The organism is Thiomicrorhabdus marina, assembly GCF_017571465.1.
In the GTDB taxonomy this organism is placed as follows: domain Bacteria; phylum Pseudomonadota; class Gammaproteobacteria; order Thiomicrospirales; family Thiomicrospiraceae; genus Thiomicrorhabdus; species Thiomicrorhabdus marina.
Genome location: NZ_JAGETV010000029.1, coordinates 1 through 18,210, shown reverse-complemented (window position 1 = coordinate 18,210; position 18,210 = coordinate 1). Strand labels below are relative to the sequence as shown.

17 protein-coding genes are annotated in these 18,210 nt (G+C 47.1%); 12 read left to right on the top strand and 5 right to left on the bottom strand.

Annotation, left to right across the window (positions count from 1 at the left end):
• Positions 1-8: 8 nt before the first annotated feature.
• Both J3998_RS11465 and J3998_RS11460 read right to left on the bottom strand, forming a co-directional pair.
• On the bottom strand, positions 9-866 hold the full coding sequence (locus J3998_RS11465; protein WP_208150809.1) for a DUF58 domain-containing protein: 858 nt from the start codon (positions 864-866) through the stop codon (positions 9-11).
• Between the two features lie 67 nt (positions 867-933).
• Positions 934-1,908, bottom strand: a complete 975-nt coding sequence (locus J3998_RS11460; protein ID WP_481924062.1) for an AAA family ATPase — start codon at positions 1,906-1,908, stop codon at positions 934-936.
• Between the two features lie 691 nt (positions 1,909-2,599).
• Between J3998_RS11460 and J3998_RS11455 the strand changes: the two genes are divergently transcribed.
• Together J3998_RS11455 and J3998_RS11450 are read left to right on the top strand one after the other, a co-directional pair.
• Entirely contained in the window at positions 2,600-3,172 is a 573-nt protein-coding gene (locus J3998_RS11455) for a TetR/AcrR family transcriptional regulator (RefSeq protein WP_208150808.1), read from the top strand.
• 251 nt (positions 3,173-3,423) lie between these two features.
• On the top strand, positions 3,424-4,320 hold the full coding sequence (locus J3998_RS11450) for an alpha/beta hydrolase (protein WP_208150807.1): 897 nt from the start codon (positions 3,424-3,426) through the stop codon (positions 4,318-4,320).
• A gap of 71 nt (positions 4,321-4,391) precedes the next feature.
• Here the strand turns inward: J3998_RS11450 and J3998_RS11445 are convergent, their stop codons facing one another.
• Entirely contained in the window at positions 4,392-5,228 is an 837-nt protein-coding gene (locus J3998_RS11445) for a DUF2189 domain-containing protein (protein ID WP_208150806.1), read from the bottom strand.
• Positions 5,229-5,597: 369 nt separating this feature from the next.
• On the opposite strand from J3998_RS11445, the gene J3998_RS11440 reads away from it, so the two are divergent.
• From J3998_RS11440 to cmoB, 4 genes are all read left to right on the top strand, one after another.
• Positions 5,598-6,392 carry a methyltransferase domain-containing protein gene (locus J3998_RS11440; protein ID WP_208150805.1) on the top strand — a complete coding sequence of 265 codons (795 nt, stop codon included), beginning with the start codon at positions 5,598-5,600 and terminating at the stop codon, positions 6,390-6,392.
• Positions 6,393-6,492: 100 nt separating this feature from the next.
• Positions 6,493-7,359, top strand: coding sequence for a DNA/RNA non-specific endonuclease (locus J3998_RS11435; RefSeq protein WP_208150804.1), 867 nt, complete (start codon positions 6,493-6,495; stop codon positions 7,357-7,359).
• Positions 7,360-7,384: 25 nt separating this feature from the next.
• Complete coding sequence (gene cmoA, locus J3998_RS11430; protein WP_208150803.1) at positions 7,385-8,125, top strand: carboxy-S-adenosyl-L-methionine synthase CmoA; 741 nt, start codon at positions 7,385-7,387, stop codon at positions 8,123-8,125.
• Between the two features lie 54 nt (positions 8,126-8,179).
• Positions 8,180-9,172: a tRNA 5-methoxyuridine(34)/uridine 5-oxyacetic acid(34) synthase CmoB gene (cmoB, locus tag J3998_RS11425; protein WP_208150802.1), complete on the top strand. Its 993-nt coding sequence runs from the start codon at positions 8,180-8,182 to the stop codon at positions 9,170-9,172.
• Positions 9,173-9,179: 7 nt separating this feature from the next.
• Here the strand turns inward: cmoB and J3998_RS11420 are convergent, their stop codons facing one another.
• The gene (locus J3998_RS11420) at positions 9,180-10,394 is read right to left on the bottom strand and encodes a cation:proton antiporter (RefSeq protein WP_208150801.1); all 1,215 of its coding nucleotides are present in this window, start codon (positions 10,392-10,394) and stop codon (positions 9,180-9,182) included.
• A 366-nt stretch (positions 10,395-10,760) separates the two neighbouring features.
• On the opposite strand from J3998_RS11420, the gene J3998_RS11415 reads away from it, so the two are divergent.
• The 6 genes from J3998_RS11415 to J3998_RS11390 are packed head-to-tail and all read left to right on the top strand — an operon-like array spanning position 10,761 to position 17,870.
• Complete coding sequence (locus J3998_RS11415; protein WP_208150800.1) at positions 10,761-11,744, top strand: AAA family ATPase; 984 nt, start codon at positions 10,761-10,763, stop codon at positions 11,742-11,744.
• A gap of 21 nt (positions 11,745-11,765) precedes the next feature.
• Positions 11,766-12,755 carry a DUF58 domain-containing protein gene (locus tag J3998_RS11410; protein ID WP_208150799.1) on the top strand — a complete coding sequence of 330 codons (990 nt, stop codon included), beginning with the start codon at positions 11,766-11,768 and terminating at the stop codon, positions 12,753-12,755.
• The gene (locus J3998_RS11405) at positions 12,748-13,254 is read left to right on the top strand and encodes a hypothetical protein (protein ID WP_208150798.1); all 507 of its coding nucleotides are present in this window, start codon (positions 12,748-12,750) and stop codon (positions 13,252-13,254) included. Before J3998_RS11410 ends, J3998_RS11405 begins: the two co-directional genes overlap by 8 nt.
• Positions 13,244-14,371: a vWA domain-containing protein gene (locus J3998_RS11400; protein WP_208150797.1), complete on the top strand. Its 1,128-nt coding sequence runs from the start codon at positions 13,244-13,246 to the stop codon at positions 14,369-14,371. Before J3998_RS11405 ends, J3998_RS11400 begins: the two co-directional genes overlap by 11 nt.
• Positions 14,368-16,320: a vWA domain-containing protein gene (locus J3998_RS11395; RefSeq protein WP_208150796.1), complete on the top strand. Its 1,953-nt coding sequence runs from the start codon at positions 14,368-14,370 to the stop codon at positions 16,318-16,320. Before J3998_RS11400 ends, J3998_RS11395 begins: the two co-directional genes overlap by 4 nt.
• A complete protein-coding gene (locus J3998_RS11390) occupies positions 16,314-17,870 on the top strand; it encodes a hypothetical protein (RefSeq protein WP_208150795.1) in 1,557 nt (518 codons plus the stop codon). Before J3998_RS11395 ends, J3998_RS11390 begins: the two co-directional genes overlap by 7 nt.
• On the opposite strand, the gene J3998_RS11385 is transcribed toward J3998_RS11390, so the two are convergent.
• The gene (locus J3998_RS11385) at positions 17,867-18,106 is read right to left on the bottom strand and encodes a hypothetical protein (protein WP_208150794.1); all 240 of its coding nucleotides are present in this window, start codon (positions 18,104-18,106) and stop codon (positions 17,867-17,869) included. The genes J3998_RS11390 and J3998_RS11385 overlap by 4 nt on opposite strands.
• Positions 18,107-18,210: the final 104 nt, after the last annotated feature.

Here is an 18,210-nt window from a genome sequence, read left to right as displayed (position 1 = left end):
CTTGCTTTTTAAAGGATGACGTGCGCTTTGACCAGTGCCTTAACCGGCTGATCTTGGTTGCTGATTTCGATTAACGGGATGCGTAAGCGGTTAAAGGCTTGACGGATTTCTTGCCACTGTTGCTGGTAAAGTTGCTGATAGTTCTGACGAGTTTTATTACGGAAACTATCCAGACGCATCAATTGCCCTTGCAAGCCTTGAATATTGAGCCAGCCGAGTTCCGGAATCTGTTTTTCTAATGGATCATAAACATGAATCGCGACGATTTCGGCATGGCCTTGCAGCTGTTTCAGGTTTGCGAACAAGTTACTGTCAAATTGCAGCATGTCGCCGATTAAAAATACTTTAGAACCCGGCTTCAGGTTTTTTTGTAGCTGTTGCAAGGCTTGTTGCCAATAACCGCTCTGCCCGATTCCCGGTTTTTGCAGCTGCTGCTGCAAGCCGATGGACTGCTGCAAGAAATTCAGTAGATTTTGTTGCGGCTTTTTCGGCGCAACCCAAATCTGTTGTTGCGCATTGAAGCAAATCCCGCCGACGCGCTCTTGTTGTTGTAACGACACCCAACCGAGAATCGCCGCTATATTTAAAACTTGCGCTGTTTTCAGGCGCACTTGCGAACCGAAAAACAGAGCCGGACTCTGTTCGGCGAGAATCAAAGTCGGGCGCTCATGTTCTTCGACAAACACCTTGGTATGTGCTTTTTGGGTGCGGGCGGTAACACGCCAATCAATATGGCGGATATCGTCACCGGCCTGGTATTGGCGTACTTCACTAAAGGTCATGCCTCGACCTTTCCGTACTGCATGATGATCGCCTTGACTGGTGGCGAGCAATTTTTGTTGCTGCACCAGCTTTTTCTGCTTCACGTGAAACCGCCAGGATGTTAGCTCATCCAGTTGACTGTATAGTAAATCGTTCATAGCCGACATGAAGTTAGGCGACCGGCACCAGTTGCAGAATTTTATCGGTGATGTCGTCTTCACTCAGGTTCTGCGCTTGTGCTTCAAAGTTCAGCAAAAGACGATGACGGAAGACGTCATGAATCACCGCTTGTACATTATCCGGGGTGACGAACTCTTGGCCGTTTAACCAAGCGTGTGCACGTGCGCCGAGCGAAAGTGAAATGGTAGCTCGTGGACTGACACCAACGGCAATCCAATCGGCCAATTCTTGGCTGTATTTGGCTCCTTGGCGAGTTGCGATGACCAACTGCACAATATAGTCCTTAATGCTGTCGGCCATATATAAACCAAGCACTTCTTGGCGCGCTTGGAACAATTGCTCTTGGCTCATCAGGATCGCATCCGCGGTTGGTGTTTGGCGGGCTTCGTTTTCTGCCAGTTCAAGAATCTGTAATTCCGCTTCCGCCTCCGGATAATCGACTTTTAGGTGCATCATAAAACGGTCAAGTTGCGCTTCCGGTAGAGGATAAGTCCCTTCTTGCTCCAGTGGATTCTGAGTAGCCATAACCATAAACAGCTTTTCCATTGGCATTGAACGCTTGCCGACACTGACTTGCCCCTCCGCCATCGCTTCTAGCAAAGCCGCTTGCACTTTAGCCGGTGCACGGTTGATTTCATCGGCGAGCAATAGATTATGGAATATCGGGCCGCTTTGGAATTCGAAAGCGCCGGTTTCCGGACGGTAGATTTCGGTACCGGTGATGTCGGAAGGTAATAAGTCGGGCGTGAACTGGATGCGGTGGAAGCTGCCTTCAATCAACTCGGCAAGGGTTTTGATGGCTTTAGTCTTGGCTAGCCCTGGCGGGCCTTCGACTAAGATATGGCCTTCGGCAAGTAGCGCCACTAACATACGTTCCGTCAGTTGCGGTTGACCGATGATTTGCTGGTTGATTTGTTGTTGCAGTTGTTGAAACCCGGATAGCAGGCTGAATTCTGATGTCGACACGGCATTCCATTCCTAAAAAATGATTGTCGTTATTATACGCAAAGCCCTGCGGGGCTAAAGGTTTGCTAGGGATATTTCCCATCTGTAGTCATTTTTTGTAAAGAGTTCCGTTATCAGTAGAACTTGGGAAACGCAGAACAAGTCCAAATGACTTCAGGCAAAGTAAAATTTAGACTAGGCTCCTGTGAGCGAGGTTTTGAAGAGTCACTTCGTTATTAGCCTTCTCAAACGCCGCCTAGAATTTATCTCTGCAAATTCCTCGCTGAAGTCAATGGGACTTATTCTATGTTTCCCTTGGTATCTGCTGTTGTACGTTGATTAATTAGCTTAATAGGGTGAGTATAAAAATTAGTTGCAAAAATTGATGATAAATTAGGAATTGTTGATATTATTTTGTGTAAACTTTTTTTTGCATATGTTTTTAAGTATTTCATTTATCGCGTTTATGAAGTCTTTTAATAAAAAAAATGATATTGTTATAAGGTTTTTTCAGTATTTATAAATGGGGACTTATTCTACGTTTCCCTCACTAAAATCGTTATTTATCTGATTGAAATTGCCGGGTTGATGTTTTGAGCTAAGGGGGAAGACACTGGGCATTTTAGGCCGAATGGCAAAGTCGAATAACGTAATTAATGAGTGCTTTTGTACAGCCAGATAAAAATTAAGAAAATCCAAGGAGAAGCCGCTCATGTCTATCCATACTAAAAATAGAATTTTAGAAGTCGCGATTGAGCTTTTTAACGAACTGGGTTTTAAGAAGACGACGTTGACTAAAATCAGTGAACAATGCGGTTATTCGCGCGTAACTTTATACAAATACTATTCCAATAAAGAAGAATTATTACGCGATATGGTTGGTTATTTTGCGGAACAACGTTTTGCCGAATATCAGCAGCTCTTGCAGGAAAACCCAGAAAATAGTGTTTGGCACAACATTAAACATCTAGGCCATCTTTTTTACGTCAGAGATCCATTAGATATTCCGAATGACGATGTGTATGAAGAGCTTCTAGACGCAGCAATTAATTTTGCCAAGGAAACGCTACGTTCAATTCAGCAGCAGGTTTCACGTGAGATTTTACAACAGGTGAACAAAGGGATTTCCGAACATCAACTGTCTTTACATAAAAGTGGGTTATTGGCGGATGACCTAGCTGAGCAGCTACTGTTTAGTTTTGAAGGCATATACAGCAATAAAGATCCCGAGCATCGTCAAGCAAAAATTGAGCAAACCGTGTCGCTTTTTAAAGCGGTTCTGTAGCTTGGCTATGAGTGTCATGCCATGAAATTTTGATATAAGTTTTGTTTATCATCTTTAAAAAATTAACTTAATAATTCAGACTTTGTGAAAGCGTGTTTTTTGCTATGATTGGAGCTTGTTTTTGGCGCCTGATTGAATGCTGAAAACTATGGAAACGTAGCATAAGTCCATATTGGTTTCAGCAATGGTATTACAGAACTTACTTCTGCGTTTCCCTAAATCTAGGCGGTTTTTTTGAGGAGAATAAAAACATGCAAAAGAAATGGCTTGCGCCGATTTTAGGTGCTCTATTTATCGCTGGTGCGAGTTACTTGCCAAGCGCTCAAGCAGCGGATGTCAAAGAAGTGACCCAGCAGCAGCAAGGTTTGACTTTGAATGCAAATTTATTAATGGCGGATGGAAAAGGCTTTTCTGATGAAGTGGTGCTTTTAACCCACGGTACTTTGACTCATAAAGAGCGTTCAACTTACGCCGCTTTACAGAAAAACCTAGCCAATAACGGCATCAGTTCATTAGCAATTAACCTGTCGTTTGGGTTGGATAATCGTCATGGTGAATATGATTGTACGGTACCGCATACCCACAAACACACTGATGCGATGAATGAAATCGGTTATTGGATGGACTGGTTGAAGCAGCAAGGCGCGGATAAAGTCACTTTAATGGGGCATTCCCGCGGTGGTAACCAAACCGCTTGGTTTGCGGCGGAACGCGACAGTGACCAAATTGATAAAGTTGTCTTGATTGCTCCGGCGACCGGCGGACAGCAAAAGCTAGACAAATCTCAGCAAGCAACCTTGGAAAAAGCGCAAAAGATGGTTGCGGATGGCAAAGGTGATCAGATGATGAAGAATACAGATTTCATCTACTGTAAAGGTTCGGATGTGACGGCTGCCGCTTTTGCAGATTATTATACGGTCAAGCCGCAGTTTGATACGCCAACGCTATTGAACGACATCACTAAGCCGGTGATGGTTGTCATCGGTACTGCAGACGATGTTGTTGCGGATTTGCCTGAGAAAATTGCGCCTATAGCGGATGCAGGCAAGATTACAGTCTTGGAACTGGAAGATGCTGACCACTTTTTCTTAGATTTCGCTAATGAAGATTTGGCCGCAGGTGCAGCAGAGTTTATTCGCGGCGAATGATTTGTTGCCCAAAACAAAAAACAAACCCCGGCATCACAACCGGGGTTTTTTATTGGGAATTAGATAATTATCTAAAGCTGAATGTCGTCTGTCGCACGCTTGTCATCGACTACGATTAAATCATTGAAAGCATGCCATGATGCGTAACCGAGCAATGGCATTACCACTAACATCGCTAAGCCAAAGGTTACAATACCTAGGCTAACCAAAATTCCGATGGTTAGTGCCCAAACACTCATTACGAGTTTGTTTTGCATAACCACCTTCATGCTTAAAATCATTGCCGAAATAACACCAATATTGTGGTCACGCAATAGCAATGGAATGGTCACCACGCTTAAAGCAAAGACAATCGCTGACAGTGATGCGGCGCCAACCATGAAATACACCATAAAGGATTGACCGGCATCAGAAGTAAGGAAACTCATTACGCCTTGATTCGGATCGATAATCAATAGCGAGTTGGACTCAACAATCGCGGCAATTAATGGTGTGATACGACCCCAGATAGCGATGACTACGCCAAGAATTAAGGCAAAAAATGCAAATTCCGCTTTGTTATTACGCCATGCGAACATTGAGCTTGTTAAATTCGGTTTTTCATTACGCGATAGTTGGCAAGAAGTCGCATAAAGGCCGGTTGCCAAAAATGGTGTCAGCATGACGAAGAAGGTGGCAATTTTAAACATCATAATCGGAGTTTCGCGGAAGCTGGTATAAACCAATAGCACCGAGAGCGCCATGATTGCGCCATAGAAAAGTGAGGCGGCAGGAGCATGTGCCATGTCCATCCAGCCTTTTTTGAGCCATGAACCAATATCGGTAACACTACGGCCGCGTGAGACAATATGTTCGCCACTCTCTGTATAGTGGTCTTGGGTGAGATTGTGTGAAACTTCAGTTGCCATTGTAACCTCCAAGGTTTTTTTAGCGATGGCTTAAGGAAACCTATTCCTCATTTCCTTAACATGCGCTGCAATAATTTTTTACTTTGCTTTTATTTGATCCTTAATTGATTAGGTTGTGAAAAAATGGTTTTCTCGAAAAATTCGAGCCTGTACCATTCGCAAGTCTATATTTATACAGAAACTTACAGGTTACTGAATAATCAAAAAAATCAATTTTAGCGTTAGGTAAAATTTATATAAGTTCTTGTTAATTATGCGTAAAACCTTGAACTGTCCAAGTCTTAGCCGTATGACTCGGCTACAATATGCCGATTGATTTTCCCTTCCTTGAAACCTTTAAAATAGTCTGTAGCCGAGAAAATTTCGATAATGAGTCACTATTCTAAATCCGCTTCCAATAAGAAATTGCAGGACCGCAATTTCGACAAACTGGTCGATAAATTTGAAAAAAAGGTCTATGAGACCCTAAAAGGAGAGTGGCGATTAACGCTCTTGAAAGAAGATTTGCATGCGTTAAGAAATGGTAAGCCTTTAACCGTTTGGGATGCAGGATGTGGTTTTGCCCAGGTCGGTCAGTGGTTTGCTGAAGTGGGGCATGAGATGACCTTGTGCGACTTGTCGCATCAGATGTTATTAAGAGCCAAAGCTAATTTTGCCGAAGCCGGTTTGCAGGCGACTTTTATTGAAGGACCGGCGCAAGAGGTTTCTGAGCAAATTGGCAATTTTGATTTAGTGATTTTTCATGCTGTTTTGGAGTGGTTGGCTGAGCCACAGCAAACGTTGAAAACAGTGGCTGACAAGGTCAAACCGGATGGAACTCTGTCATTACTGTTCTACAACCGTAATTCGGTGGTGATTAATAATGCTTTAAAAGGTGGTTGGCGACTGCCGTTCTTATTGACCGATGACTATATTGGCAAGGGTAAGAAGTTGACTCCGCCGAATCCGCAAATCCCTGAAGTGGTCTGCGAATGGTTGAAAAGTTGGGGCTTTGAAATTGAAGTGCATACCGGCATTCGCGTTTTCCATGATTATATGAACCGCGAAGCGTTGGCAAACAGTGACACTCAGGAATTGCTCGATTTGGAGTACCGCTATTGCCGTGAACCGACCTATCGTAATATGGCGCGTTATATTCACCTACGAGCCAAGCGAATTGCTTAAAAAATAAGCGATATACTAATCTATTCATGCAAGCATCTGCATCGGTTATGAATCTCGTATAATAAGCCTCAATTTAACCAACTGCTTAAAACTGAATTTTATGAACCTATCGACTGCGCTTCGTCCTCTTTTTAAACTACTACTTCGTAACCCTAAATTATGGATTTTCGCTCTAATTGGTGTGGCGATTTGGTATGCCTACGAAAGTTGGTATGTGCGCCCGCAGATGGCGTATATGGGGGTGCCCGAGATTGTTCAGCCGCAACCGGCTTACGGTATTTCGCATATTTTGCGCTATGACGGTTTTATGCTCGAGTATTCGGAAGCCTTAAAAAATCCGCTGTGGGTCACCTATAAGGTTGGTGCGAAAAAATACGATTCCGGTAAGCGTCCGAGTCGTTTCCGCAGTGAACCATTTTCACTGAGCCGTACTGACCATGATGACTATACCGGCTCGGGTTACGATCGCGGTCATATGGCTCCGAATTATGTGATTGCTACCCGCTATGGTCGTCAGGCGCAGTTGGATACGTTCACCATGACCAATATTAGCCCGCAAAAACCGAATTTGAACCAGAAGTCGTGGCAGCGTTTGGAAGAAGTGGTTGCCAATGACTTTTCGAAAAAATACGGCGAGTTTTGGGTTGTGACTGGACCGATTTTTGATTCTGAACCAAAGACGTTGAAAAATTCGTCAGTGGCTGTGCCAGTAGCGTTTTATAAAATCTTGATTCGTCCGAGCACAGAAGTGCAACCGGCGAATGCATTGGCGTTTATCTTTCCGCAATCGGCAAAAGCCAATGCAAGTTTGAGTAAGTTTGTCACCACGATCGATGAAATTGAAGAGCGAACCGGTATTGATTTCTTTGCAGAGCTGGACGACGAATTTGAGAATTTATTGGAATCGAGCAAAACCCCGAAAGCTTGGAATCTAAGTGCGGTAGCTAATCGCCCGGCGCGTTATTAAAAGCCTAATCTGTTGAGGAAAAAACATGAAAATCCCTTCGCAAAAAGACACTATCTATAGCCAAGCGCACGAAGCGGTCGGCGCTTTCCAGTTTGATGAATCGGTAGTTGCGGTTTTTCCGGATATGATTTCGCGTTCGGTACCGGGCTATCAGACCATTTTGACCGGCATTGGCGAGCTGACCAAATTACACGCGCAACCGAACACGCGTTTATATGATTTGGGTTGCTCCTTGGGGGCGGCAACCTTAACCATGCGTCGTTCTCTGAGTGATGACTCCAGTTGTTCTATTATTGCACTGGACACTTCGGAGGCAATGGTTAAGCGCGCTCAGGAGTATTTGCATGCTTTCCATTCCGATATTCCGGTCGAACTGCATTGTGCGGATATGTGTGATTTTGAAATCAGTAATGCCTCGGTGGTGGTGATTAACTTTACCTTACAGTTCATTGATCCAGAACAGCGCCAGCCGCTAATGCAGAAAATTTATGATGGTTTGGTGCCGGGTGGTGTGTTGATTTTGTCAGAAAAAATTCATTTCGATAATGATGCCTTGCAAAAAAGTATCGAGCATATGCATTTGCAGTTCAAACGCGCTAATGGCTATTCAGAATTAGAGATTAGCCAGAAGCGTTCGTCGTTGGAAAATGTGTTAATTTCAGATTCCGAACAGACCCATATACAGCGATTGCAAGATGTCGGTTTCAGCAGTGCTGGAATCTGGTTTCAAGCCTATAACTTCGCTTCGTTTATTGCGATTAAATAAGTCGTTATAATTGCGCGCAAATTTACAACAGACCTTTAATTTCGGAGTTTTCACGTGAAACAACATTATGAGCGCTTTTGGCAACATCTTGAGGAAGATCGTCTACAAATCTGGCGTGAACAGCTACCGGCGATGATTGATGAGGCGTTGCATCCGGAAGGCAATGGCAACTTGCCCCGCTGGTTGGCGGCGTTGGAGCAAATTAAGCAATATCCGCAAGCAGAGAGCTATGATTTAAACCGTGATACGGTGAGTGTTGCAGATAATTCTGATTTAAATGCCGAGGAAAAAGCTGAATTAGAGCAGACCTTACGCGTTTTTCACCCATGGCGTAAAGGCCCGTATTCGGTGCATGATATCTTTATTGACACCGAATGGCGTTCCGACTGGAAATGGCAGCGTGTGCGTCCTCATCTAGCCCCGCTAAAAGGCCGTAAAGTGCTCGATATCGGTTGCGGTAGTGGTTATCATCTATGGCGCATGGCCGGCGAAGAGCCGGAATTAGCGGTTGGCGTTGACCCGAGTTTGTTATTTCTGAACCAGTTCTTAGTGATGAAGCATTTCATAGGTGAGCAGGTTCCTGCGTATTTCTTGCCACTGACTTTGGAGCAGTTGCCAGTTTCAACCAAGGGCGGCGCTTTCGATACGGTATTCTCTATGGGAGTGTTGTACCATCGTCGCTCGCCGATTGATCATATCTATGAACTGAAAGCGCAACTGAAACCGGGCGGTGAGCTGGTATTGGAAACCTTGGTGGTGCCGGAATCTTTCGGGCAGTTATTGGTACCTGATGACCGTTATGCACAGATGCGCAATGTTTGGTTCTTACCTTCAGTGCCCGAGTTGGAAATCTGGTTACGTCGTTGCGGTTTCCTGAATGTTCGCTGTGTCGACCTTGACCAGACTTCCATTGAAGAGCAACGTACTACTGATTGGATGCAATGGAATTCTCTAGAGACTTTCCTTGATCCCGAGGATCATAATAAAACGATCGAAGGGTATCCAGCGCCATTGCGTGCGGTAATGGTCTGTAATACACCTAGGTAATGGCTCGTTATAATTTCGATTCATCGATAAAGAATTTTGCTTCGCCTGCTTGGCGAATCATATGTCGAGTAATCGCTGGGCCAATCAATTCAAACACCACGGTAGCACCGAGAATTACCGCTAGCAGTAGTTCTTGGTGTTGCGGGAAATGTTGAGCTGCTAATAAGGTCATGCCGATGGGAATCCCTGCATGCGGTAGCAAAGATAATCCCATCCAGTGATAATGCGGATTTTTGCATCCTGCCCAAGTCGCACCAATCCAAGATCCACTGATGCGTCCGATCAGTCGTAGTCCGATATATGCTAAGCCAATTGCACCGGCCTGCCATAAAGCATCCAGTTGCAGAGCCGAGCCGGCAAGTAGGAAAAACAGAATGAGCATTGGCCACTGAATGGCTTCAATTTCTTTGAATGGGCGTTCCTGATGGTCTTGGCTGAAATTCGCGACGACGGTGCCCATTACCATGGCTGATAGTATATAGGAGACATCGAGGTATAAGGCCGCACCTGAACAGACGAGCACGATGCCGAGCACTTCGGCCTGTGTCGCTTTGCCGGGATAGATATGGCTACTGATATAAGCCATTGGAAAACCGAGTAATAGCCCCAAAAGTATGGCTCCGAATACTTCCCAAAGTCCTTGCTGAAGGCTGCTATAAACTTCGCCATTGCCGGATAGCACTGAAGCAACCACCAGTAATAAAGCAAATAGCAGCATTCCCCAGGCATCATCCACTGCAACAATGCCGAGTAAAGTGTCGGTATAGCTGCCTTTAGCATTCAATTCATTAGCAACATCAACGACTGGAGCTGGCGCGGTAGCCGGAGCGATACCGGCTAGAATCAGCGCGATTTCAATGGGTACGCCAAGAAGGTAAAGCCCGGTGAACATAGCGACAGAGGTCATTAACATTACGGCCAGAGAGATGCCGATAATCGGTTTCCCCATGCTTTTGAATTTTTGCCGAGTCAGGTTTTTACCGAGTTCAAAACCGATCATTGATAGGGCGATATTGGTCAGGATAGGGAACCAGTCTTGGGTAAAGTCAGGTAACCAGCCAAGCACTGAAGGGCCGATGAGAAAGCCGGTAAGAATCAGCAGGGTGACGCGAGGAAGGGGCGTGTGCCGACCGATTAAATCCGCAATCAAACCAATAAGGAATAAACCGCCGAAAGTAAGCAAAATTAGCGCTATGGCTGAATTTCCAGAATCAAAGTCCATTTTATCTCGCCGCTGAAAAAGTGATTTACCGAAAGTAGTTTACTTGATGTTAGGGAAATTGGCTTTGGAATAGCTTGTACCACTATATTTTGCGTAAGTTTAGCTAAAATTTACTAGCTGTTGTGGATAAGCTTGTGGATTGTTGGGATAACTTTTTTCTTGAGCAGCTCAAAAGTTGATATTGACGCCGTTGAGTGCCTATCAAAATCTCGACTTCGTCACGGCCAATGCTATCATTGCTCTCTACGGCAAGACAGGCGAACGTCGCCCACAAAAATATGAATATAACAGCGTGGGAAACGATAAATAGTATATGAACGTCACACTTAATTTTGCCGAATCGGGACAAATAGCAGAGGAATAGAGATGTCAGCTCAAGCGGAATTTGCGGCGTTAAAGCGCCACCTTCAATCGGTGATTGTTGGTCAGGAAGCGCTATTGGATAAACTGATGGTCGCGGTTTTAACCGGCGGGCATGTGCTGTTAGAAGGGCCGCCGGGATTGGCGAAAACCACTGCGGTTAAAGCGCTTGCCGAAGGCATTCACTCCAGCTTTCAACGTATTCAATTTACGCCGGATTTAATGCCGGGCGATGTGGTCGGTTCTGAGGTTTTGGATCAGGATTCCGGCGCTTTGAAGTTTGTGCACGGGCCGATTTTCCATGACATCGTTCTTGCCGATGAAATCAACCGTGCGCCGCCGAAAGTGCAGTCCGCTTTACTGGAAGCGATGGCCGAGAAACAGGTAACCGCAGGCGGTCAAACCCGCACCTTGCCGGAGATGTTTTTGGTGTTGGCGACGCAAAACCCACTGGAACAAAACGGCACTTATCCATTGCCGGAAGCCCAGCTTGACCGTTTTATGTTGCATATTATGTTGGATTATCCTTCGCCGGAAGAGGAGTTGGAAATCCTGCGTCGTGACCGTCAACGTCACTTTGGCGAAGACCACGCCAGTTTGAATACCAGCCTAACGCCTGAACAGGTGATGCAAGCGCGCCATCAAGTTTCCGAACAATATGTCAGTGAACAGATTGAGGCTTACATGGTTCAGTTGGTTACCGCTACGCGTCGTTTGGCGGAATTGGATGGAGATATGGCGGAAGTATTGCAAGTCGGTGCTTCACCGCGTGCCTCTTTGGCATTGTTGCATGCCAGTTGCGCTTGGGCGTGGTTGAACGGTCGTGACTTCGTGACCCCGGATGATGTGCAGCAGATGCTGCCGGATGTACTGCGTCACCGTATTATTCTGAGCTTTACCGCGCACGCCAACGGCTGGGATGCCGAGCAAATCATTCAGCGTATTATCGAACTGGTGCAGATTCCGGTTTTGGATGAAAGCCGCGACTAAGCTGGACTAGGGTAAGCTGCGATGTATGCCGAGAATTTTTTGCCCCTGAGCGATGAACAGAGTCGTGCTTTATTGGCGCAACTTGACCAGTGGCAACTGCAACCACACTGGGGCAAACATCTGTCGCAACAGGCTCTGAACGGTGCGCAAAGTAGCCGTATGCAGGGCAGCGGCAGTGAGTTTGCCGAAAGCCGTCCTTATGCGCAGGGTGATGAAATTCGCCATCTTGATTGGCGCTTGATGGCGCGTAGCGGAGAGGCCTTTAGTCGTCGCTTTGAAGAGCCGCGTCAGGCACAGTGGCGCTTGTTAATCGATATGCGCGAAAGCATGTGGTTTGGCACGCGCCGCCAGTTCAAAATCTCGCAAGCGCTCAATTTGGCTGCTTTAATCGCTTGGCAAGCACAGCAGAACCAAGTCGATTTACAGCTTTGGGTGCTGGCTGAGCATGATTGTATGCGTCTACCGCTCGCCAATTTGCGCGGCCATTCCTTGGTTTTGGCACTCTTCAATCAACTTAATCATCCTGCCAGTTACTGGCAGTCTGAGCAGGGTGCAGAATCATATTCTTTGGCGCAAGGGCTCAGTAAGCTGTTTACCCAAGCGAATGCCGGCAGTCGGGTTTTTCTGCTCAGCGATCTACACGATTTAATGAATGATCGCAGCTTTGCCAAGCAGTTGCCGGTGTGGCAACGGCGTCTCGATCTACAATTTCTGTGGCTATATGACCCTGCCGAGGTCGAACTGCCGTCGGCATCCGGTTTGCAGTTGGTGGGCAGTCTCGGTAAGGCGTTGCGATTAGATCGTTTAGCGGCGCGCAAAGCTTATCAAGTCTGGGCACAGTCGCACTACCAACAGATAGAGCAGTCGCTGTCGCAAAGCGGCGCCAATTATTCGGCCGTCAGCACCCAACTTGGCTTATTGGATTTGGCTAAGGTCTATCAACAGCTATTTGTGCACAGTATCGGTGTATTGGATACCGAAGGCGTAAAGGCGGAGGTGCAGAATGGCTGAATTGATTGATATTGTGCCGCCAATTGAACCACAATCTATCGCAGGAGCTTTAGAGTTTAGCTGGCTGTTGATACTAATGGTGTTAGTGATTCTATTCGTCGCATGGCGTTGGTTTCGTAAGTCGCGGGCTTGGCAAGTGTGGCAGGCACTTTCGGTTTGGCAGAAACAAGAGCCGACGGCTTCTTTATGGCAGCTGGTTGGTATTTTGCAGGATTGGTTAAGCGTTATTGCTTCTCTGCCTCAGGCCAAGCAGGAAATGAGCAAGCAACAGCTTAAGCTTATTGGACATTTTGCTAGCCAACGCGACAAGCTTTCTCAAGAACAGCAAAAGCAGCTGGCCGACAGTATTAAGATGATTCGTCAAACTTACTGGCGCTTGGTTTTTGCCGTTTATTGGCAAGGCGTAAAGCAACCTTTATCAGTGTCATATCAATTCATCAAGCAGCGTTTAGCTTCTTTAAAGCGTCAGCAATCAGCGGAGAGCAAGAATGAACGCTGAGTGGATCTCTTTGGCGAATTGGTGGCAGTCGTGGAGTTTTGCTGAACCGCAGTTCTTGTGGTTAGCATTGTTATTACCGGCCTTGTGGTTGTATGCATTGCTTAAACCGAGCCAGGGTTTATTGGACTGGCAGGATTGGCATTTTGCCAAGTTATTAAGCGCACGCCATAGTTTGTTGGCGCAGATGCAATCGGAAAAAGCATCTAGCTTGGCACCGAGCAAAGACAACGGTCAGTTGGCGTCTTGGCAGAGCGGTTTATTACAGGCATTACGCGCCGCGATTTTACTGAGTTTGATTGCCGCACTGGCACAACCGCAACAGCCGTTACCGCCGGAGCCGCAAGCGCAGCAGAAAACCGTGCGTGACTTACTGTTTGTGGTCGAATCCTCGGCCTCTTTCCTGCTCAATGATTATCAACAAAACGGCCAGCCGCAAACCCGTATGGACGCGGTTAAACAGGTGCTCGATCAGTTTATGCGCGAACTGCCGGGTAATCGTTTTGCGATTACTGTGTATGCCGAAAGTGCCTTTAATTTAATGGGGCTTAGCGCCGACCAACAAGCCGCGCGTTTATATCTACAGCGATTGCGTCCATATCTGGCCGGACGAACCGATGAAGCCATGGCCGAAGCCTTGGGCTTGGCGTTGAAACAGACTCAAGAAGGCAGTTTGCTGATTCAGAACCCTGAACAGCGAAAACGTTTGTTGGTGCTGATTAGCGACGGTGATAACCAACCGAGCCGCTTGCCGGTGCAGCAGGCAATTGACTATGCTCAGCTGTTACAGGTTCCCATTTACACCATCGGCGTCGGCTCGACTTCAAAAGCGGCCGACCAACGTCAATTCAGCGGTTTGTTGTACCAGCCGTTAAAAGCCGACACCTTACAGGCAATTGCCGAACAAACAGGCGGATCTTTTTACCAAATCGGCAGCGGTCAGGAATTGCAGACAGTGTTGGAGAAAATCGACCAAGCCGAAGGCGTGCAGTGGAAAGCGCCGCCGATGCAGACCGCATTCCAACCGGTTTATTGGCAATTCTTACAGCTAAGCGCGCTGTTATTCATTCTCTATCTGCTGTTAATGGTGTTGTTTAGACCGCAGGAGGGCGCTGAATGAGTGGGTTAGAGATGTTGGCGTGGCGACAACCGGAATGGCTTTGGGCGCTGTTATTGCCGCTGTTTTTGCTGAGTTGGCGCTGGTGGCGTCAACAGGCCAGCCAGCAAGCTTATGCCGATAAACATCTTTGGCCGTGGTTGAAATTACAGTTTTCGGCGGTGCGCGGTGGTAGAAAGTTGCTGTATTGGTCGCCGGTCTTGGGATTGTTATTGGCGTGGTGCAGTTTGGTGATCGCCTTGGCCGGGCCGAAGATTTATCAGCAGAGCGAGCAGAGCAGTCCGTTACAGGGCGTCGATATTATGTTAGTGATGGATTTGTCGAGCTCGATGCTGATTGAAGAGCAACCAAAAGTAAGCCGTTTTGAACAGGCACAACTGCTGGCAGAAAGTTTCGCTAAACAGTTGCAGCCGCAGGATCGCGTCGGTTTATTGGTCTTTTCCGGTAGTGCACACTTGGTGAGTCCATTGGTGTTTGATAAAAGCTTGATTGTGCAGGATTTGCAGCATATCGAACCGGGTATGGTGCCGTTAGATGGCTCTTGGCTGGAACCGGCGATTATCCAAGCTTTGCAACATCTGCGTATTAATCAGTTTGCACAAAACAGTGCTCGTAAGATTCAAAATCGCGCCAAGGCGGTTGTGGTCTTGAGTGATGGTGCGGCACCGTTTTTAGAACCGCTTGATTTACCGCAGCATGTGCAAAATGTGCCTCTGCAAGCCTGGTTAAACGACGACGGCACGCAGTTATGGATGCTAGGAATTGGTTCTTTGGATGCTAAACCGGTGCCGGATGCGGAACATCCTTCCGGTTTTAAGCACTTCCAAGGCTTACCGGTCAGTTCGCCATTGCAGGAGCAGAGTCTGCAACAGTGGGCACAACGCGCTAAACACGGTGTTTATTGGCGCTCCAACGGCAATGTAACTTTCTTGCAAGAACAGTTGCAACAGCTGCGTGCCGCGTCGCAAACGCAGAGCATTCAATCGCAACAGTGGTTATGGTTGGATATCGCGCCATGGTTTATCGGTTTAGCCTTTGCGTTATTGTTGTTGGCGATTGCGCCGCATGCCGTATGGTTTTTATTACTGGCAGCCTTGCTTTTCGGCGCGCAGCAGGCGATGGCGCAAGAGGTCTTGGGCGAAGAGCAACAGGCTTATCAGCTATATCAGAATCAGGAGTTTGTCGAAGCACAGCAAGCTTATGTCGGTTTGAGTGCCGAGCTTGGTTCGATGCCGCAAGCTTACAGTGCATGGTTCGGAGCCGGTGCTGCTGCTTATAAGGCGCAGGATTATGTCTCGGCGGTGCGTTATTTCCGACAAGCGGCGTGGCTGGCGCCGGATGACTCAGAACGTGCCTATGCCTTATTTAATCTTGGCAACAGTTATTACAAAGCGGATTTGGCGCAACCGGCGGTTGAAGCTTATGAGCAGGCGTTGTTGTATAAAAGTCCGTTTGCGCAAGCCGAACACAATTTGAAAATCGCTAAGCAACGCCGCGCACAACAGTTGGCGAATCGAGGTCGTGGTGAGCAACAAGGCGATGATGCGCAAGGTGAGAATCGTGGTAAAGGACGTCAGCAAGACGGCGCTTTCTATGGTGGACAAAAACCGAATAATTCGCAGTCCGATGAAGCGGGTATCGGTGCCGATGGCGATGCTGAAGGTGGAAATCGCAGTGGCGATAAGCCGCCGTTGCCGCAAGAGACCAGTTATCGAAATTATCAGCTTGGGCAAGCAGGCATGAGCAGTCAAACGGTGCACAGTGCAAATTCGGCTGCGGCACAAATCGCTCGCGAGCAGGAACAGTTGAAAAATGCTCAGCAATTTGCCGGCGATATCGACTCTTTGCAGAGCCAGCAGAAACGTCTGTTGAAACGACTGTTTGAGGCAGAAGCCGGTTTCCATGCCGAGCAGGAGCAGACCCATCCCATTCCGGGGGTTCAGCCATGGTAAGAATTTCTCTGTCGATGATTATGTTGATTTTGTTATTGCTGACAGGTGCGGTTGTGAATAGTGCACAGGCGGCGTTTGTCAGTGTCAGTGGTAGCCAAATCAAATTAGGCGAGGCTTTGCGTTTGAAAGTTCGTGTGGTCGAGGGCGAATCCTTGCAATATGTGCTCAGCCAATTGCCGTGGCAGCAGTGGCAGGAACACTTTGCCGTCGAGTTGCATTCGCATGGCAGCGAGCGCGCGACTTACTATCTATACCCTTATCAATTGGGGCAGTTTGAGTTGGCAGCGAGCGAGAATTTTAGCGGTCGTCAGATTTTGGTGGTGCCGAATTCAATGGTCGATATCTCTTGGGATAGGTGGCAACAGCCATATGTTTATCAGCGCCAGTCATGGGCTTGGAAAGCTAAGGTGAAGTTGGCGGATAGCAGTTTGCGCGTGTCGTTAGCGAAGTTTTCCGGAGACGAGTGGCAGAAAAATCCCGAGGGGTTACAGGTCTCATTCGGTCAACAGAGTTTATTGAGCGGCGAGATTGTCGGTGAACTGGATAGTTGGTATCAATGGCAGGCGCCGAAACAGGATTCGGTACTTGATGAGTTTGATTCTGCGGTTTCCGGCACGGCTGCCGTCGAGCAGGTGCCGTTGATGAATATTGAGCGTCAGCAACGTTTTTATTCACCGGCGGTGGTGGTGCAACAGCCGAGTTCGAGTCGCCCTTGGAAGTTTTTTGATAGACCGGTCGATTTGACCATTAAGCCTTTGCCGAGTTTCTTACCGCCACAGGTTTTGCTTGGTCAGTTGAATTTGCAACCGCAAGCCATGCCGATGTGGGGGCAAAAAGGCGATTTGTTGTATTGGCAGTGGCAAATTTCCGGTGCGCAGATGAGTCAAACGGATTTCAAAACGGCGATGCAGCAGTTATTGGTGGAGCAGCCGAAAAATGTGGAATTTGAGTGGTTTGCGCCGAGTATCGAGTTTAGTGAAGATCAATTGAATCAAGCGCAGTTGCGTATTCCTTTGCGTTTGCTGACTACTGGAGAGGCGGCTTTACCGCAGTGGCAGTGGCGTTATTTTGATTTACAAAGCGGTAAGCTATTGGTTGAACAAGCTCCGCAGCAATCAATTTGGGTGTTAGCGCCATGGCATCTATACAGCCTGTATTTGCTGGCGGCATTTTTAACTGTGTGCTTGGTTTTACTGTTGTGGGCGATAGGCTATTTTTACTGGCAGCGTCAACGATTGTTGCAGTGGCTTAAATCACAACAGCGAGCGAATCAATTAGCGCCGCAATTGTGGCTGTATTGTGCGCGGCTGAATCTGCAACCGCAAGTACATAGTTGGTTGCAGTGGCAACAACAGATGGGAATTGATGCTAATTTACGCGAAAGCTTGGAGAAAGCCGCCTATGCATCGAGTAAGGACGGTGCTTGGTGCGATGCTTTGTGTGTCGTGTTAAGTCGTCAACATTTTAGTTGGGCGCTTCTAAAAACTTATGCAAAGCACTTTGCTACGCTGCTCAGCAACAAAGTGCGACGATTATTCAGCCGTTCTTAAAAGTCTTTCATCACCTTTTGGTATTTCTTCCAAGCGATGATCAATGCGTAGCTGATAAAACCGAGCATAATCGCCCAGCCTGCATAAGATAGCCCAGCTGAGAAGCTATTTTCTCGAACTAAGCTCGGGATAATTAGTAGTATGCCGAGAAAAATGCCGATGGAAGCGGTCTTCCAAGCGACTTTGAAAATGCTTTTACGCAACAGTTGTTTGTGTTCGGCCGAGCCAAGTTCCATAGTTAATCCTTAGGGAAACGCAGAATAAGTCCCCATTGACTTCAGCGAGGTGTTTGAAGCAGTCAATTCTAGGCAGGTTTCGCAAAGCATAGCCATCGCTATGG

What these genes read in the sequence shown, in the direction of transcription:
- J3998_RS11455 (WP_208150808.1), top strand. Translation starts at nt 2,600, where the DNA reads ATGTCTATCCATACTAAAAATAGAATTTTAGAAGTCGCGATTGAGCTT.
- J3998_RS11450 (WP_208150807.1), top strand. Translation starts at nt 3,424, where the DNA reads ATGCAAAAGAAATGGCTTGCGCCGATTTTAGGTGCTCTATTTATCGCT.
- J3998_RS11445 (WP_208150806.1), bottom strand. Translation starts at nt 5,228, where the DNA reads ATGGCAACTGAAGTTTCACACAATCTCACCCAAGACCACTATACAGAG.
- J3998_RS11440 (WP_208150805.1), top strand. Translation starts at nt 5,598, where the DNA reads ATGAGTCACTATTCTAAATCCGCTTCCAATAAGAAATTGCAGGACCGC.
- J3998_RS11435 (WP_208150804.1), top strand. Translation starts at nt 6,493, where the DNA reads ATGAACCTATCGACTGCGCTTCGTCCTCTTTTTAAACTACTACTTCGT.
- cmoA (WP_208150803.1), top strand. Translation starts at nt 7,385, where the DNA reads ATGAAAATCCCTTCGCAAAAAGACACTATCTATAGCCAAGCGCACGAA.
- J3998_RS11420 (WP_208150801.1), bottom strand. Translation starts at nt 10,394, where the DNA reads ATGGACTTTGATTCTGGAAATTCAGCCATAGCGCTAATTTTGCTTACT.
- J3998_RS11415 (WP_208150800.1), top strand. Translation starts at nt 10,761, where the DNA reads ATGTCAGCTCAAGCGGAATTTGCGGCGTTAAAGCGCCACCTTCAATCG.
- J3998_RS11410 (WP_208150799.1), top strand. Translation starts at nt 11,766, where the DNA reads ATGTATGCCGAGAATTTTTTGCCCCTGAGCGATGAACAGAGTCGTGCT.
- J3998_RS11405 (WP_208150798.1), top strand. Translation starts at nt 12,748, where the DNA reads ATGGCTGAATTGATTGATATTGTGCCGCCAATTGAACCACAATCTATC.
- J3998_RS11400 (WP_208150797.1), top strand. Translation starts at nt 13,244, where the DNA reads ATGAACGCTGAGTGGATCTCTTTGGCGAATTGGTGGCAGTCGTGGAGT.
- J3998_RS11395 (WP_208150796.1), top strand. Translation starts at nt 14,368, where the DNA reads ATGAGTGGGTTAGAGATGTTGGCGTGGCGACAACCGGAATGGCTTTGG.
- J3998_RS11390 (WP_208150795.1), top strand. Translation starts at nt 16,314, where the DNA reads ATGGTAAGAATTTCTCTGTCGATGATTATGTTGATTTTGTTATTGCTG.
- J3998_RS11385 (WP_208150794.1), bottom strand. Translation starts at nt 18,106, where the DNA reads ATGGAACTTGGCTCGGCCGAACACAAACAACTGTTGCGTAAAAGCATT.